A 16,459-nucleotide genomic window follows, 5' to 3' on the forward strand; every position below is an offset into this window, starting at 1 on the left:
GTCCAGGGCCCGGAACAACAGGAAGGCACCACCCTCGTGACTCGCGTCGGCCCCACTGTCGAGCAGGACGTCCGGACTCCGACCACCTGGTGGTCACTCCCCCGCACCGTCGACCCGCGCGTCGTGGTCCTCGCCTGGGCGTCCTTCGCGGTCGAGGTCGTGCTCATCGGCACCGGTGGGCTGGTCCGCCTGACCGCCTCCGGCCTCGGCTGCCCCACCTGGCCGAAGTGCACCACCGACTCGCTCGTGTCGACGCCCGAGATGGGCATCCACGGCGTCATCGAGTTCGGCAACCGCCTCCTCACCTTCGTGCTGGTCGTCGTCGCGATCGCGATGTTCCTGGCGGTCGTCCGGATGCGGAAGACCCGGCCGGAGCTGTTCTGGCTGGCGTTCGCCCAGGGCGCGGCGATCCCCGTCCAGGCCGTCATCGGCGGCGTGTCGGTCATATCCGGCCTCAACCCGTTCGTCGTCGGACTGCACTTCGTCGTCTCCGCCGTCCTGACGAGCATCACCGCCGCGCTCGTCTACCGCTCGGTGACCGGCCCGCGTGTCCGCGACCGCATCGTGCCCCGCTGGTACTTCGCCGTCGTCCGCGGCACCGTGGTCGCCGTCGCCGTCACCGTCCTGGTCGGCATCCTCACCACGGGCAGCGGTCCGCATGCCGGGGCGAGCGAACGGGTGGACGGCGGCGCCGTGCACCGGACCGGCTTCGACACGCAACTCATGGAGCACCTGCACGCGATCCCCGCCTACGCGACCTTCGCCCTGACGCTCGTGCTCGTCATCGGAGCGGTCCGCCTCGGTGTCTCCAGCAGGAGCGCGCTGCTGTTGCTCGTCGTCGAGTTCGTCCAGATCGCGGTCGGGCTCACCCAGGCCCGCACCGGCCTCCCCGTCGGCCTGGTGGGCACCCACATGGTGCTCGCCGGCCTGCTCGTCGCCGCGATGACGGCGGTGGTGCTCTCCACCCGCTCGAGTGCCGGTCGGGACGCCGTCCGGGCCTGACCCGGCTCGGCCCCGCCGCGGCTGTGGGCCGGCCACTTCGTCACGGCAGCCGTCCGCGAGCGGTGATCCGCACCTCCCGGTCGGCCGCGGACCCGGTCCGGTCGCCGAAGGCGACAGGTCTGCGCGCACCTTCGGCCGCGAACCGTCGCTTCCGCGCAGGAGTCCGCCGGCACCGCACGCCGCTGCGCCGCTGCCGCCTGACCCCGGGCGCGAAAGCGACAGATGAGTGCGGCCACGTTGCGGTGAACTGTCGCTTCCGAGCACGAGTCGGAGTCGGGAGCCGGACCGCGTCACCGCCGCACCCGGTCCCCGTCCCGGGCGCGGACCCGGACGCGGACGCGAAAGCGACAGACTTGCGCGGACCTTCCGCCGCGAACTGTCGCTCTCGCGTCGGGGTCGGCAGCCGTGCCGCCAGCCTGCCGCCCGAGGCGCCCGACGCGCCCGCCCCACGAAGCGACGGCGGGCCCGACCTCCGAGGAGGCCGGGCCCGCCGTCACACCGGGTGGATCAGATCGTGAACGTGAACACTTGCGGGAGCAGCGGATCGATGCCGACCGCGATGAACAGCAGCGTCAGGTACGTGATCGAGCTGCGGAACACGCGCATCGGGTGGACCTGCTCCATGTGCTGGATCGCCCGGTTGTAGAGCAGGTGCGACTCGACGACGAACCAGATGCCGCCGGCGAGTGCGACCACCGTGTACAGCGGGCCCATGTTCGCGACCGGGACGAGCAGCAGCGAGCAGACCAGGGTCGCCCAGGCGTAGAGCACGACCTGCAGCCCGACGACGGTCCGCCCGCGCACGACGGCCAGCATCGGCACGTCGGCGGCGTCGTAGTCGTCGCGGTACTTCATCGACAGCGGCCAGTAGTGCGGCGGCGTCCAGAGGAAGATCACCATGAAGAGGACGACCGGCGCCCAGGTCAGCGAGCCGGTGACGGCCGCCCACCCGATGAGGACCGGCATGCACCCCGCAGAGCCGCCCCAGACGATGTTCTGCGGGGTCCGGCGCTTGAGCCAGAGCGTGTAGACGAACACGTAGATGAGGATCGCGGCGACGCTCAACGCAGCCGCCAGCCAGTTCACGAAGACGACGAGGACCGCGGTCGACACGATGCCGAGGATCCACGAGAACACCAGCGCTTCGCGGTCCGAGAGCTCACCGGTCACCAGCGGACGTGTGCTCGTGCGCTTCATCAGGCGGTCGATGTCGCGGTCGATGTAGCAGTTGAACGCGGACGCCGAGCCGGCCGACATCGCGCCACCGAGCATCGTCCAGAACACGAGCCACAGGTCGGGCACGCCGCGCTCGGCGAGGAACATCGTGGGCGCGGTGGTGACGAGCAGGAGCTCCATCACGCGCGGCTTGGTGAGCGAGACGTACGCCCGGACCTTGCGGGACAGCATCGACCGACGAACGGTGTCTGGCCTGGTCACGGTGGCAGTCGGCAAGGGAACCTCAGTCTGTTTCGCTGCAGCTCGCACGCTCGGGAGGACGTCACCGTCGGCGTCCGGGCGCGCGTGTCCGCGGAATGGTCGCGGATCACGATCAGTTTACGCGATCGAGGGCGCCACGACGATGTCCGGCAGCATCGCAGCGGGTCCGGGACACGCCCGGACGGTGACCGGCCACCGAACGGCCACCGAGGCCCGCCGGTCACCTGGGCACCTTCTGAGTGCCGGTTCACTATGCTGGAGAGGCCCTCCCGCAGCGTGCCCCGAAGACGTCGGCCGCGATCGAGCCGGTCGGCCGCCGGCAACGGCGCCGCGACGGAGCCCCGGGTGGGCACCATGTCCGTGCGATGGCACGAGCCCTCGCACATGTCGCATCAATGAAGGGTCAACATCCAAGTGGCTGAATTCACCTGGGACGCCATCGACCGGAAGGCCGTCGACACGGCCCGCGTCCTCGCCGCCGACTCTGTCGAGGCGGCCGGCAACGGTCACCCCGGCACCGCGATGAGCCTCGCGCCGCTGGCTCACCTCCTCTTCCAGAAGGTGATGCGTCGCGACCCGAGCGACTCCACGTGGATCGGCCGCGACCGCTTCATCCTGTCGGCGGGTCACGCATCGATCCTGCAGTACGTGCAGTTCTACCTGCACGGGTACGGCCTCGAGCTCGACGACCTCCAGCACCTCCGCAAGTGGGGCTCCAAGACGCCGGGTCACCCGGAGTACGGCCACACTGACGGTGTCGAGATCACCACCGGACCGCTCGGCCAGGGCCTCGCGTCCGCGGTCGGCTTCGCCTACGCGCAGCGCTTCGAGCGCGGCCTGTTCGACCCGGAGACCCCGGCCGGTCAGTCGCCGTTCGACCACTACACCTACGTGATCGCCGGTGACGGTGACATGCAGGAAGGCGTCACGAACGAGGCCGGTTCGCTCGCAGGTCGCCAGCAGCTCGGCAACCTCATCGCCTTCTACGACTCGAACCAGATCTCGATCGAGGACGACACCGACATCGCGTTCTCCGAGGACGTCCACGCCCGCTACGAGGCGCTCGGCTGGCATGTCCAGGTCGTCGACTGGAAGAAGACCGGCGAGTACCACGAGGACGCCGAAGCACTCTTCGCCGCCGTCGAGGCCGCCAAGCAGGTCCACGACAAGCCGTCGCTGATCGTCATCAAGACGATCATCGGCTGGCCGTCGCCCACCAAGCAGAACTCCGGCAAGATCCACGGCTCGGCCCTCGGTGCCGACGAGCTCAAGGGCCTGAAGGAGGTCCTCGGCTTCGACACCGAGAAGACCTTCGACGTCGACCCCGAGGTCCTCGACTACACCCGTGGCGCGATCGCCAAGGGCCAGGCCGAGCACGCCGAGTGGCAGAAGACCTTCGACGCGTGGGCCGCGGCCAACGCCGACAAGAAGGCGCTATTCGACCGGGTGCAGGCGAAGCAGCTGCCCGAGGGCCTCGAAGCCGCCCTCCCGGTGTTCAGCACCGAGAAGGCCGTCTCGACCCGCGCCGCCTCCGGCAAGGTCATCAACGCCATCGCGCCGCTGATGCCCGAGTTCTGGGGTGGCTCCGCCGACCTCGCCGAGTCGAACCTCACCACGATCGAGGACGGCAAGTCCTTCGGTCCGGCCGAGGCCTCGACGAAGACCTGGACGACGGACCCGTTCGGCCGCGTGCTGCACTTCGGCATCCGTGAGCACGCCATGGGCTCGATCCTGAACGGCATCGTCCTGCACGGCAACACCCGCCCCTTCGGCGGCACCTTCCTGATCTTCAGCGACTACATGCGTCCGGCAGTCCGTCTCGCCGCCCTCATGAAGGCGCCCGCGATCTACGTCTGGACGCACGACTCCATCGCCCTCGGCGAGGACGGCCCCACGCACCAGCCGATCGAGCAGATCACCGCCCTCCGTGCGATCCCGGGTCTCGACGTCGTCCGCCCCGCGGACGCCAACGAGGTCGCGTACGCCTGGCTCGAGATGCTCAAGCACCAGGACCGCCCGGCCGGCATCGCGCTCAGCCGCCAGAACCTGCCCGTCTTCGAGCGTGGCGACGGTGACGCCTCGGGCGAGGTCTTCGCCTCGGCGAAGAACGTCGCCAAGGGTGCGTACATCCTCGCCGAAGCGCCGAACGGCACTCCGGACGTCATCCTCATCGGCACCGGCTCCGAGGTCCAGATCGCGGTCGACGCCCGTGAGCAGCTGAAGAGCGAGGGCATCAACGCCCGCGTCGTGTCCGCCCCGTCGCTCGAGTGGTTCTTCGAGCAGGACGAGGCGTACCGCGAGTCGGTCCTGCCGAAGGCCGTCAAGGCCCGTGTCTCGGTCGAGGCCGGGATCGCGATGAGCTGGCGCGACATCGTCGGCGACGCCGGCCGCAGCGTGTCGATCGAGCACTTCGGTGCCTCGGCCGACTACCAGAAGCTGTTCGAGGAGTTCGGCTTCACCACCGAGCACGTCATCTCGGCTGCCAAGGAATCGATCGCAGCAGCGTCCTGACCCACCGGGCCGGGTCCGGACATCCGGGCCCGGCCCTTCCGCACGGGAGGCCCGTGGCGGTCCCGCCACGTCTCTCCCGTGCCGGGGGCTCGACCCCCGCACAGACCACGGCTCCCCGGAGCCGACGAACGAAAACGAAGCAGAGAAGAAGCGAATGACTGACACCACCCCCACCGAAGCCCTCTCCGCCGTCGGCGTGAGCATCTGGCTCGACGACCTGTCCCGTGAGCTGCTGGAGACCGGCCGTCTCGAGAACCTCATCGCGGACCGCAACGTCGTCGGCGTGACCACGAACCCGACGATCTTCGCCTCGGCCCTCGCCAAGGGCGAGCGCTACGACGCGCAGGTCAAGGAGCTCGCCGCTGCGGGCACCGACGTCACGAACGCGATCTTCGAGATCACCACGCGCGACGTCGCCGACGCGTCCGACATCTTCGCCCCGATCTACGCCTCGTCCAACGGCTTCGACGGCCGCGTCTCCATCGAGGTCGAGCCGGGTCTCGCGCACGACACCGCGAAGACCATCGAGCAGGCGAAGTTCCTGTTCGACAAGGTCGGCAAGGAGAACGTCCTCATCAAGATCCCGGCGACCGTCGACGGGCTCGAGGCCATCACCGAGGTCATCGGCGCCGGCATCTCGGTCAACGTCACCCTGATCTTCTCGCTCGAGCGCTACCGCGCCGTCATCGACGCCTACCTCGGTGGCCTCGAGAAGGCCAAGGCCGCCGGCCACGACCTCTCGAAGATCCACTCGGTCGCGTCGTTCTTCGTCTCGCGCGTCGACTCCGAGATCGACAAGCGTCTCGACGCCGTCGGCTCGGACGAGGCGACCGAACTCAAGTCGAAGGCCGGCATCGCCAACGCGCAGCTCGCCTACCAGGTGTGGACCCAGGCGTTCGCGACCGAGCGTGCCCTCGGCCTCCTCGAGTCCGGCGCGAACACGCAGCGCCCGCTCTGGGCCTCGACCGGTGTCAAGGACCCGTCGCTGCCCGACACCCTCTACGTGACCGAGCTCGCGGCCCCGAACACCGTCAACACGATGCCGGGCAAGACCCTCGAGGCCACGTTCGACCACGGTCAGATCCACGGCGATGCCATCGCCGGGACCTTCGACGACGCGAACCAGGTCATGGACCAGCTCGCCGCCGTCGGCATCGACTACGACGACGTCGTCGACCTCCTCGAGAAGGAGGCCGTCGAGAAGTTCAACGTCTCGTGGGGCGAGCTCGTCGACACCGTCAAGACGGCCCTCGAGAACGCCAAGTAAGAGTGACCGTCTCCATCGCCGCCAGCGGTGACGCGGCGCGGGCCATCGACACGGTGGTCCCGCGCCTCGTCACCGATCTGGTGGCGTCCGGGATCACGGCACAGGACGCCGCACTGTGGGGTCCTGCAGCCGAAGCCGAGGCGTCGAACCGCCTCGGCTGGGTCGAGGCCGTCTCGGTCTCGCGTCCGCTCGTCGCCGAGGTCGTGGCACTCCGCGACCAGCTGCACGAGCAGGGCGTCGACCGGGTGGTCCTCGCGGGCATGGGCGGATCGTCGCTCGCGCCGGAGGTCATCGCCCGGACCGCCGGCGTGCCACTGGTGGTGCTCGACTCCACCGATCCCGCGCAGGTCCGGGTCGCGCTCACCGACCTCGAGCGCACCGTGCTCGTCGTGTCGTCGAAGTCGGGCTCCACGCTCGAGACCGACTCGCAGCGCCGGGTGTTCGAGCAGGCGTTCGAGGACGCCGGCATCGACCCCGCCGGGCGCATCGTCGTCGTGACGGACCCGGGCTCCGCGCTCGAGTCCGCCGCGCAGCAGGCCGGGTACCCCGTCTTCACCGCCGACCCGACCGTCGGCGGCCGCTACTCCGCACTGACCGCCTTCGGGCTGGTCCCGGCCGGACTGGCCGGCGCCGACATCGCGGAGCTCCTCGACGAGGCCGACGCCATCAGCGTGCTGCTGGCCGTCGACACCGACGAGAACCCCGGCCTCGTGCTGGGCGCGGTCCTCGGCGGGACCGCTCCGCTGCGCGACAAGATCGCCATCGTCGCGGACGGCACCCACATCCTCGGCTTCGGTGACTGGATCGAACAGCTCATCGCCGAGTCGACCGGCAAGGACGGCACGGGGCTGCTCCCCGTCGTCCTCGACGTCGACGCCCCAGAACTCGGCGCGGGTCTGCCCGACCTCCAGGTCGTGCGGCTCGTCGGGTCCCGCGAGGACGAGCGCCACGTCGCCGACGGCGAGCTGGAGATCACCGGCACGCTCGGTGGTCAGTTCCTCGTCTGGGAGTACGCGGTCGCGGTCGCCGGGCGGCTGCTCGGCATCAACCCCTTCGACCAGCCCGACGTGGAGGCCGCCAAGGTCGCCGCCCGCACGCTGCTCGACGGTCCTGCGTCACCGGACGTCACGCCGGCCTTCGAGGAGCACGGCATCGCCGTGTCCGCGACGGGTGGAGTCGACGTCGGGACGACGCTCGCCGAGGCCGTGTCGGGCCTCCTGGCCGGTCTCGGTGCCGACGGCTACGTGGCCGTCCACGCCTACGTGGACCGCGCCGCCGGTGCCGGCCTGGTGTCGCTCCGCGACCAGCTGGCCGCTCGCACCGGTCGGCCCGTCACCTTCGGCTTCGGGCCCCGGTTCCTGCACTCCACGGGCCAGTACCACAAGGGCGGCCCCGCGAACGGAGTGTTCCTGCAGATCGTCTCCGACGAGCAGGACGACCTCGCCGTCCCCGGCCGCCCGTTCACGTTCGGCCGGCTCATCCGAGCCCAGGCAGCCGGTGACGCGAGTGTCCTCGCCGAGCACGGCCGCCCGGTGCTGACCCTGTCGACGCGGGACGTCCCCGCGGCGGTGGCGGTCATCGCGGCTGCACTCACCACCTGATTCAAAGGAGTTCACCGACATGTCACCGGTGGCGATCACCCCGGAGCACAATCCGCTCCGGTTGCCCGCGGACCGTCGACTGAACCGGATCGCGGGTCCCAGCACCCTCATCATCTTCGGGGTGACGGGAGACCTCTCCCGGAAGAAGCTGATGCCCGCGGTCTACGACCTCGCGAACCGGGGGCTCCTGCCCCCGGGATTCGCGCTGGTCGGGTTCGCTCGGCGCGACTGGGAGGACCAGGACTTCTCCCAACTCGTCCACGATGCCGTCAAGGAGCACTCGCGGACCCCCTTCGACGAGGACGTCTGGCGTCAGCTCGAACAGGGCATCCGCTTCGTCCAGGGATCGTTCGACGACCCGGAGGCGTTCCGGCTGCTCAAGGAGACCGTCGACACGCTCGACGCCGAACGTGGGACGCTCGGCAACCACGCCTTCTACCTCTCCATCCCGCCGAAGATGTTCCCCGTGGTCACGGAGCAGCTCAAGGTCTCGGGCCTCACCGAGAAGCGCGACGGCTCCTGGAGCCGCGTCGTGGTCGAGAAGCCGTTCGGCTCCGACCTCCGCACCGCACGTGAGCTGAACGCCATCGTCGAGAGCGTCTTCGCTCCCGACGACGTGTTCCGCATCGACCACTACCTCGGCAAGGAGACCGTCCAGAACCTCCTGACGCTGCGGTTCGCGAACCAGATGTACGAACCCATCTGGAACTCGAACTACGTCGACCACGTGCAGATCACGATGGCCGAGGACATCGGCGTCGCCGGACGAGCCGCGTACTACGACGGGATCGGCGCGGCGCGCGACGTCATCCAGAACCACCTCCTGCAGCTCCTCGCCCTCACGGCGATGGAGGAGCCCGTCTCGTTCAAGGCCGGACACCTCCGTGCCGAGAAGGAGAAGGTGCTCTCCGCGGTCCGCCTGCCCGAGGACCTGTCCACGGCGACCAGCCGCGGGCAGTACGCCGGTGGGTGGCAGGGCGGCGAGAAGGTGCTCGGGTTCCTCGAGGAAGCGGGCATGAACCCCGAGTCCACGACCGAGACCTTCGCGGCCATCCGTCTCGACATCGCGACCCGCCGCTGGCAGGGCGTCCCGTTCTACCTGCGTGCCGGCAAGCGACTCGGTCGTCGGGTGACCGAGATCGCGATCGTGTTCAAGCGCGTGCCCGAGGACGTCTTCGGCATCGAGCAGTCCCCGCTCGGCCAGAACGCCCTCGTGATCCGCGTGCAGCCGGACGAGGGCGTCACGCTCCGCTTCGGTTCGAAGGTCCCGGGCGTCGGGACGCAGGTCCGCGACGTGACGATGGACTTCGGCTACGGCCACGCGTTCACCGAGGCCTCTCCCGAGGCCTACGAACGGCTCATCCTCGACGTGCTCCTCGGTGACCCGCCGCTGTTCCCGCGGCACCAGGAGGTCGAGTTGTCCTGGAAGATCCTCGACCCGATCGAGGAGTTCTGGCGGACTCAGGGCCAGCCCGAACAGTACCGTCCCGGCACCTGGGGCCCGGCTTCGGCCGACGAGCTCCTGGCCCGCGACGGTCGGACCTGGAGGCGTCCATGAAGATCGACCTGCCGAACACCACGGTCTCGAAGATCCAGAAGACCCTGGTGCACATCCGCGAAGAGGGCGGCGCCGTCGCCCTGGGCCGCGTCCTCACCCTCATCGTCTCGACCGCCCTCGGTCGCGAGGAAGAGGCGATCGAGGCCGCGAACCAGGCGTCCCGCGAGCACCCGATGCGCGTCATCATCGTGTCGAAGAACGAGGGGGACGTCGCGTCCCCCGGCCGGCTCGACGCGCAGATCCGCGTGGGTAGCGACGCCGGAGCCAGCGAGGTCATCGTCCTCCGTGCCTACGGCGAGACCGCGGCGGACGAGGAGAGCCTGGTCACCGGGCTGCTGCTGCCCGACGCGCCCGTCGTGGCCTGGTGGCCGGAAGCCGCGCCGGAGAAGCCCTCGGCGTCCCCGCTCGGCCGGATCGCCCAGCGTCGCATCACGGACGCAGCCGCTCAGAAGGACCCGAACGCGGCGATCATGGCGCTGGCCGACTCCTACGCACCGGGTGACACCGACTTCGCGTGGACCCGCCTGACCCTCTGGCGGAACCAGCTCGCCGCCGCGCTCGACCAGCCGCCGTTCGAGCCGATCACCGCGGTGGAGGTCTCGGGCGCGTTCGACAGCCCGTCGACCGTCCTGCTCGCGGCCTGGCTCGGACTGCAGCTCAAGGTCCCGGTGGAGGTCACCACCTCGCCCCGGGCGACCGGTTCGAGCGGCATCCACGGCGTCAAGCTGATCCGCGAGTCCGGGACCATCGAACTCGAGCGGTCCCTGGTCGACGTGGCGACGCTGTCGATGCCCGGTCAGCCGACGCACGACCTGTCCCTGCCCCGTCGGAACCTCCGCGACTGCCTGGCCGAGGAACTCCGTAGACTCGACCCGGACGTCCTCTTCGGAGACGTCGTCAAGCACGGGGTGGCCAAGCTCCGCGAACGCATCGCGGGCTGAACCACCACGGTCCGGCCGCCCGTCCTCCCCCACCCGCACGGTGGACGGTCGGACGGCCGGCCGGACCGGCCCGCGGGCACACCGACCGCACACGAACACAGGAGTCACGTGACCAACGAACGGCGGGTGCTCGTGCACCCCGACAAGCAGGCCCTCGGCGCCTCCGTCGCCGCACGCTTCATCACGAAGATCATCGACGTCCTCGACGAGCAGGGGCGAGCCGACATCGCGATCAGCGGGGGCTCCGTCTCCACTCTCGTCCTGGCTGCGATCGGTCAGTCGCAGGCGAAGCAGAGCGTCGACTGGTCGAAGGTCCACGTCTGGTGGGTCGACGAGCGCTGGGTGCCGGAGGGGGACGCGGACCGCAACATCACCGGCACGCAGACGGACTTCCTGGACCACGTGAGCATCCCGCCGGAGAACATCCACCCGATGGCTCCGTCGGACGCCGGCATCAGCATCGACGAGGCCGCCGAGCAGTACGAGCGCGAACTCCTCGCCGCTGCCCCGGACTCCGCCGAGACCCCCCGGTTCGACATCACGCTGCTCGGCGTCGGACCGGACGGCCACACCGCTTCGCTGTTCCCGGAGTTCCCGCAGCTGCGCATCACCGACCGCAAGGTCGTCCCGGTCGACGACTCCCCCAAGCCGCCGGCACAGCGCCTGACGCTCACGTACCCGGTGATCAACGCCTCGCAGCGCGTCTGGGTCATCCTGTCCGGAGCCGAGAAGGCGTCGGTCCTCGGGCTGGCACTCGCGGGCGCTTCGGTCGACGAGGTCCCCGTCGGCGGCGTGCGTGGTCGGAAGCGCACCGTCTTCTTCGTCGACCAGGACGCCGCACGCGACGTCCCGGAGAACCTCATTGCGTCGACGTACTGACGCACGGGGCGCGTGACGCGCCTGCACACGGACGGGAGGCCCGGTACCAGCTGGTACCGGGCCTCCCGTCCGTCGTCCGCTCCCGGACCGTCACGGCGATGACAGAGAAGGCCCCCGCGCCGATCGGTGCGGGGGCCTTCTCTGTACCCGGTGGTGGTCTACTTGGCTGCGGTCCCGCGGCGCTGGCGCAGCTGCTGGAGCGCGTCCTCGAGGAGCTGCGCTGCCTCTTCCTCGGTGCGACGCTCCTTCACGTACGCGAGGTGCGTCTTGTACGGCTCGGTCTTGGCGACCTGCGGCGGGTTCTCCTTGTCACGACCGGCCGGCAGACCCGTGGACGGCGAGTCGACCGTCTCCGGGATCTCGTCGTCGGGCAGGTTCGCGGCGAAGTACCGGACGACCTCGTTGCCCATCGCGTCCCAGTAGGAGATGGCCACACGCTCGGCCTGGACCCCACGGTCCTGTTCGCCCATCGGGCCCGCGCCGACGCGCGACCCGCGGATTGCGCTTCCTCCGGATGCCATGTCAGCTCCCTGCCGTGAACTTGTTGATGAGACCGAGCACGATGATGCTCGAGATCCAGAGGAGCCCGAGGATCACCGTGATGCGGTTCAGGTTGCGCTCGGCGACGCCAGATGCCCCGAGGTTGCTCGTCACACCACCGCCGAACATGTCCGAGAGGCCGCCACCGCGGCCCTTGTGCAGGAGGATGAGGAGCGTGAGCAGGAGGCTCGTGATCGCGAGCAGGACCTGCAGCACGACGGAGAGTATCGCCACGACGTACCTTTCGTGTCAGTCAGCCATCCGAGTATACCGGTCACGCGGAGCGCGGTCGGGACCCGGACGGGCTGGGCGGTTCGGGAGGGGCACAGCACGAGGCGCGACGGGCGGTGCCCGTCGCGCCTCGGCGGTGCTGGTCTAGAGACCGACGTGCTGCTGGAACCGCGCGATGGCGGCGAACTCCTGCACGTCGAGGGACGCGCCACCGACGAGGGCGCCGTCGACGTCGGGCTCGCGGAGGAAGCCGGCGATGTTGCCCGACTTGACCGAACCGCCGTACAGCACCCGCGTGTCGGCAGCGGCCTGGTCACCCCAGGCGGCGGCGATCCCGCGGCGCAGCGCAGCACATTCGTCCTGCGCCTGCTCTGCGGTCGCTGCCTGGCCGGAGCCGATGGCCCACACCGGCTCGTACGCGACGACGATCTCGGACGGCTGCACGGTGCCGAGGACGACCTGGAGCTGCTCGACCGGCACGACGCCGGCCCCGCGCTGCTCCCGCTGCTCGCCGGTCTCGCCGACGCAGACGACCGGCACGAGACCGTGCTTCACGGCAGCGGCCGTCTTGGCAGCCACGACCTCGTCCGTCTCACCGTGCATGGTGCGACGTTCGGAGTGCCCGACGATGACGTACTTCGCGTCGAGTGCCGCGAGGAAGGCGCCCGAGACGTCACCGGTGTACGCACCCGAGTCGTACTGCGAGAGGTCCTGGGCACCGAACGCCAGCGGCAGCTTGTCCGCCGAGATCAGCGTCTGCACGCTTCGCAGGTCGGTGAACGGCGGGAACACCGCGACCTCGACGTCCGCGTGGTCGTGGCGCGCGTCCTTCAGCGTCCACGCGAGCTTCTGGACGGTCGCGATGGCCTGGAGATGATCGAGGTTCATCTTCCAGTTGCCCGCGATCAAGGGGGTGCGGTTCATGCTGCGTCCTCCCGAGCGTTCCCGGCGATCAGCGGCGTGCGGCTCATGCGGACCACCCCAGTGCTTCGAGACCCGGCAGCGACTTGCCCTCGAGGAACTCGAGGCTCGCTCCACCACCGGTGGAGATGTGGCCGAACTGGTCGTCCGTGAACCCGAGCGACCGGACCGCGGCGGCGGAGTCGCCACCGCCGACCACACCGAGACCGTCGACCTCGGTCAGCGCCTGGGCGACCGTCTTCGTGCCGGCGGCGAAGGCCGGGAACTCGAACACGCCCATCGGGCCGTTCCAGAAGACCGTCTTCGACGCGGAGACCGCTGCCGCGAACCGCTCGGCCGTCTCCGGTCCGATGTCCAGGCCGATGCCGTCCGTGCCGAACGACGACGACTCGATGGCGTCCGCGGCGACCGTCACGTGCTCGGCGTCCGCGGCGAACCCGGAGGCCACCACGACGTCGGTCGGCAGGTCGATGGTCACGCCGAGCTCGGTCGCCCGCGAGAGGTACTCGCGGACCGTGTCGAGCTGGTCCTGCTCGAGCAGCGACTTTGCCACGCCGTGGCCCTGGGCCGCGAGGAAGGTGAAGAGCATCCCGCCACCGATGCAGATCGTGTCGACCCGAGGCAGGAGGTGGTCGATGACACCGAGCTTGTCGCTGACCTTCGAACCACCGAGCACGACGGTGTACGGCCGCTCCGGGTCCTTCGTCAGCCGCTCGAGCACGGTCAGTTCCTGCTCGATGAGCTGACCGGCAGCGCTGGGGAGCGCCGACGCCAGCTCGTAGACGGAGGCCTGCTTGCGGTGCACGACACCGAAGCCGTCGGAGACGAAGGCGTCCCCGAGTGCGGCGATGCGCTCCGCGAAGGCGGTCCGCTCGGCGGCGTCCTTCGAGGTCTCCTCCGGGTTGAAGCGGAGGTTCTCGAGCAGCAGGACGTCACCGTCCTCGAGGGCCTCGGCAGCCGCGGTCGCGTCGTCGCCGACCGTCTCGCCGACGAAGGCGACCGGCTTGCCGAGCAGCTCGGACAGGCGCTGGGCGACGGGCGCGAGTGAGTACTCGGGCTTCCGTTCGCCGTCGGGCCGGCCGAGGTGGGACACCACGACCACGCGCGCACCGGCGGTGATCAGGGTGTTCAGGGTGGTGAGCGACGCCCGCACGCGGCCGTCGTCCGTGATCGTGCCGTCCGCGAGCGGGACGTTCAGGTCACAGCGGACGACGACACGCTTGCCGGCGAGGTCGCCGAGGTCCTCGAGGGTGCGGAGAGCCATCAGGTCAGAGCTTCTCGCCCACGAACTCGGTCAGGTCGACCAGGCGGTTCGAGTAGCCCCACTCGTTGTCGTACCACGAGGTGATCTTGACGAGGTTGCCCATGACCTTGGTCAGGCCGGAGTCGTAGATCGAGGAGTGCGGGTCCGTGGTGATGTCGGTCGACACCAGCGGGTCCTCGCTGTAGAGCAGGATGCCCTTCAGCGGCCCCTCGGCGGCAGCCTTGTACGCGGCGTTGATCTCATCGACGGTGACGTCGGCCTTGGTCTCGAGCGTGAGGTCCGTGATCGATCCGGTCGGGACCGGGACGCGGAGCGCGAAGCCGTCGAGCTTGCCGGCGAGCTCCGGCAGGACCAGGCCGATGGCCTTCGCTGCACCGGTGGAGGTCGGGACGATGTTCAGCGCGGCCGCACGGGCACGACGGGGGTCCTTGTGCGGGCCGTCCTGCAGGTTCTGGTCGGCCGTGTACGCGTGCACGGTGGTCATGAGACCACGCTCGATGCCGAACGCGTCGTGGAACACCTTGGCGAGCGGCGCGAGGCTGTTCGTGGTGCACGAGGCGTTCGAGATGATGTGGTGGTTCGCGGCGTCGTAGGTGTCCTCGTTCACGCCGAGGACGATCGTGACGTCGTCACCGGTCGCCGGAGCGGAGATGATGACCTTCTTGGCACCGGCGTCGATGTGCTTCTGCGCATCGGCGGCCTTCGTGAAGAAGCCGGTCGACTCGATGACGATGTCGACACCCAGCTCGCCCCAGGGCAGGTTGGCGGGGTCACGCTCGGCGAGGACCTTGATGGCCTTGCCGTCGACGACGATGTTGTCGCCGTCGAGCTCGACGGAGACGCCGAGCTTGCCGGTGATCGAGTCGTACTTGAGCAGGTTCGCGAGGGACGCGTTGTCGGTGAGGTCGTTCACCGCCACGATCTCGAGGTCGCTGCCCTTGGCCAGAGCGGCGCGGAAGAAGTTACGGCCGATCCGGCCGAAGCCGTTGATGCCGATCTTGACGGTCAATGGATCTCCTGTTGGGTGTGGAGCGCCTCGGGAGACGCTGCTTTTTCGGAGTGTGGAGGCGTCGTCGTGGACGACGGCCGACCCACGCACGGGACGATGGGCCCCGTGACGTCGCCGTACCGACCCTAGCAGTCGGACCCCCGCGGACCGCCTGCATGACGCCGTCCTGGGGACGGTTCGGGTGCGGCGGCCACGGGGGTCCGACGGTGGGTCAGATGACTGCCCGGCGCGGGCTGCGGTCAGGCGCCCTCGAGCTCTTCCGGGACGCTCGCCTCGGTGCCCGGGATGCCGAGGTCGCTGGCACGCTTGTCAGCCATCGCGAGCAGTCGGCGGATGCGCCCGGCGATGGCGTCCTTCGTCATGGGCGGGTCCGCGTGCTGGCCGAGCTCGTCGAGCGAGGCGTCACGGTGTTCGAGGCGCAGTGCGCCGGCGTACTGCAGGTGGTCGGGCACCTCGTCGCCGAGGATCTCCAGCGCGCGCTCGACCCGGGCGCACGCGGCCACGGCGGCCTGCGCGGAACGGCGGAGGTTCGCGTCGTCGAAGTTGACCAGGCGGTTGGCGGTGGCCCGGACCTCCCGGCGCTGGCGCATCTCCTCCCAGTCGGCGGTGGTGCGGGCGGCGCCCATGGCCGTGAGCATCTGACCGATCGCCTCGCCGTCACGGATCACGACGCGGTGCACCCCGCGGACCTCACGGCCCTTCGCGGCGATCCCGAGGCGGGAGGCTGCACCGACGAGCGCCATCGCGGCCTCGTTGCCCGGGCAGGTGACCTCGAGCGCCGCGGCACGGCCCGGGTCGGTCAGGGTCCCGGAGGCCAGGAACGCCCCGCGCCAGATGGCGGCGAGGTCCTCGCGGTTGCCGGTGGTCAGCCGGTTCGGGAGGCCCCGCACCGGACGACGACGGGCGTCCATCAGGCCGGTCTGGCGGGCGAGCGTCTCGCCCGCCTCGAGCACACGCACCAGGTAGCGGGTGCCGCGACGGGACGACGCGGTCGAGCCGACGGAGGCCTCACTGCGGACGCCGTAGAGCTCGGCCAGGTCCTTGCGGACCCGGTGCACGATGATCCGGGTGTCGAGCTCGACCTCGACCGCGATGCGGCCGGAGATGACGTGCAGGCCCCCGGCGAAGCGCAGGACGGTCGCGAGTTCGGCGGCGCGGACCGTGTTCCGGTTGACGACGACCCTGGCCAGCTCGTCCTTCACCTCGGCAGTCAACGGCACGGCATCATTCCTTACGTTCTTCGGGGTGGGGTTCTGCGGTCCCGGGGCGCACACGTGTGGAGGCGGCCGGTGGGACGG

Annotated in this window: 14 protein-coding genes; 7 read left to right on the forward strand and 7 right to left on the reverse strand. The window is 69.9% G+C overall.

What is annotated here, in order from left to right; all coding sequences use genetic code 11:
- Window positions 1–36: 36 nt before the first annotated feature.
- Window positions 37–1,002 (forward strand): heme A synthase, encoded by a 966-nt coding sequence (locus DEJ31_RS01510; protein ID WP_111043738.1) that lies wholly within the window; start codon window positions 37–39, stop codon window positions 1,000–1,002.
- A 507-nt stretch (window positions 1,003–1,509) separates the two neighbouring features.
- Here the strand turns inward: DEJ31_RS01510 and DEJ31_RS01515 are convergent.
- Window positions 1,510–2,439, reverse strand: a complete 930-nt coding sequence (locus tag DEJ31_RS01515) for a heme o synthase (protein WP_181421450.1) — start codon at window positions 2,437–2,439, stop codon at window positions 1,510–1,512.
- Window positions 2,440–2,853: 414 nt separating this feature from the next.
- On the opposite strand from DEJ31_RS01515, the gene tkt reads away from it, so the two are divergent.
- From tkt to pgl, 6 genes are all read left to right on the forward strand, one after another.
- Entirely contained in the window at window positions 2,854–4,950 is a 2,097-nt protein-coding gene (gene tkt, locus DEJ31_RS01520; RefSeq protein WP_111121043.1) for a transketolase, read from the forward strand.
- A 154-nt stretch (window positions 4,951–5,104) separates the two neighbouring features.
- Window positions 5,105–6,217: a transaldolase gene (gene tal, locus DEJ31_RS01525; protein ID WP_111121044.1), complete on the forward strand. Its 1,113-nt coding sequence runs from the start codon at window positions 5,105–5,107 to the stop codon at window positions 6,215–6,217.
- Between the two features lie 2 nt (window positions 6,218–6,219).
- Window positions 6,220–7,818 carry a glucose-6-phosphate isomerase gene (locus tag DEJ31_RS01530; RefSeq protein WP_111121045.1) on the forward strand — a complete coding sequence of 533 codons (1,599 nt, stop codon included), beginning with the start codon at window positions 6,220–6,222 and terminating at the stop codon, window positions 7,816–7,818.
- Between the two features lie 19 nt (window positions 7,819–7,837).
- The gene (gene zwf / locus DEJ31_RS01535; protein ID WP_110902229.1) at window positions 7,838–9,376 is read left to right on the forward strand and encodes a glucose-6-phosphate dehydrogenase; all 1,539 of its coding nucleotides are present in this window, start codon (window positions 7,838–7,840) and stop codon (window positions 9,374–9,376) included.
- A complete protein-coding gene (locus tag DEJ31_RS01540; RefSeq protein ID WP_111121046.1) occupies window positions 9,373–10,317 on the forward strand; it encodes a glucose-6-phosphate dehydrogenase assembly protein OpcA in 945 nt (314 codons plus the stop codon). The genes zwf and DEJ31_RS01540 overlap by 4 nt, the downstream gene beginning before the upstream one ends.
- Before the next feature lie 108 nt (window positions 10,318–10,425).
- Entirely contained in the window at window positions 10,426–11,196 is a 771-nt protein-coding gene (gene pgl, locus DEJ31_RS01545; protein WP_110902227.1) for a 6-phosphogluconolactonase, read from the forward strand.
- A gap of 158 nt (window positions 11,197–11,354) precedes the next feature.
- Here pgl and DEJ31_RS01550 read toward each other — a convergent pair whose 3' ends face one another.
- From DEJ31_RS01550 to whiA, 6 genes are all read right to left on the reverse strand, one after another.
- On the reverse strand, window positions 11,355–11,717 hold the full coding sequence (locus tag DEJ31_RS01550) for an RNA polymerase-binding protein RbpA (RefSeq protein ID WP_110902226.1): 363 nt from the start codon (window positions 11,715–11,717) through the stop codon (window positions 11,355–11,357).
- Between the two features lies 1 nt (window position 11,718).
- Entirely contained in the window at window positions 11,719–11,970 is a 252-nt protein-coding gene (secG, locus tag DEJ31_RS01555; protein ID WP_110825023.1) for a preprotein translocase subunit SecG, read from the reverse strand.
- A 141-nt stretch (window positions 11,971–12,111) separates the two neighbouring features.
- The gene (tpiA, locus tag DEJ31_RS01560; RefSeq protein WP_111121047.1) at window positions 12,112–12,891 is read right to left on the reverse strand and encodes a triose-phosphate isomerase; all 780 of its coding nucleotides are present in this window, start codon (window positions 12,889–12,891) and stop codon (window positions 12,112–12,114) included.
- 43 nt (window positions 12,892–12,934) lie between these two features.
- Entirely contained in the window at window positions 12,935–14,152 is a 1,218-nt protein-coding gene (locus DEJ31_RS01565; protein WP_111121048.1) for a phosphoglycerate kinase, read from the reverse strand.
- A gap of 4 nt (window positions 14,153–14,156) precedes the next feature.
- A complete protein-coding gene (gene gap / locus DEJ31_RS01570; protein ID WP_110902224.1) occupies window positions 14,157–15,161 on the reverse strand; it encodes a type I glyceraldehyde-3-phosphate dehydrogenase in 1,005 nt (334 codons plus the stop codon).
- Between the two features lie 239 nt (window positions 15,162–15,400).
- On the reverse strand, window positions 15,401–16,381 hold the full coding sequence (whiA, locus tag DEJ31_RS01575; RefSeq protein WP_110902223.1) for a DNA-binding protein WhiA: 981 nt from the start codon (window positions 16,379–16,381) through the stop codon (window positions 15,401–15,403).
- Window positions 16,382–16,459 lie beyond the last annotated feature (78 nt).

This window comes from Curtobacterium sp. MCPF17_031, from assembly GCF_003234035.1.
In the GTDB taxonomy this organism is placed as follows: domain Bacteria; phylum Actinomycetota; class Actinomycetes; order Actinomycetales; family Microbacteriaceae; genus Curtobacterium.

What these genes read in the sequence shown, in the direction of transcription:
- zwf (WP_110902229.1), top strand. Translation starts at nt 7,838, where the DNA reads ATGTCACCGGTGGCGATCACCCCGGAGCACAATCCGCTCCGGTTGCCC.
- DEJ31_RS01550 (WP_110902226.1), bottom strand. Translation starts at nt 11,717, where the DNA reads ATGGCATCCGGAGGAAGCGCAATCCGCGGGTCGCGCGTCGGCGCGGGC.
- DEJ31_RS01540 (WP_111121046.1), top strand. Translation starts at nt 9,373, where the DNA reads ATGAAGATCGACCTGCCGAACACCACGGTCTCGAAGATCCAGAAGACC.
- tal (WP_111121044.1), top strand. Translation starts at nt 5,105, where the DNA reads ATGACTGACACCACCCCCACCGAAGCCCTCTCCGCCGTCGGCGTGAGC.
- tpiA (WP_111121047.1), bottom strand. Translation starts at nt 12,891, where the DNA reads ATGAACCGCACCCCCTTGATCGCGGGCAACTGGAAGATGAACCTCGAT.
- DEJ31_RS01565 (WP_111121048.1), bottom strand. Translation starts at nt 14,152, where the DNA reads ATGGCTCTCCGCACCCTCGAGGACCTCGGCGACCTCGCCGGCAAGCGT.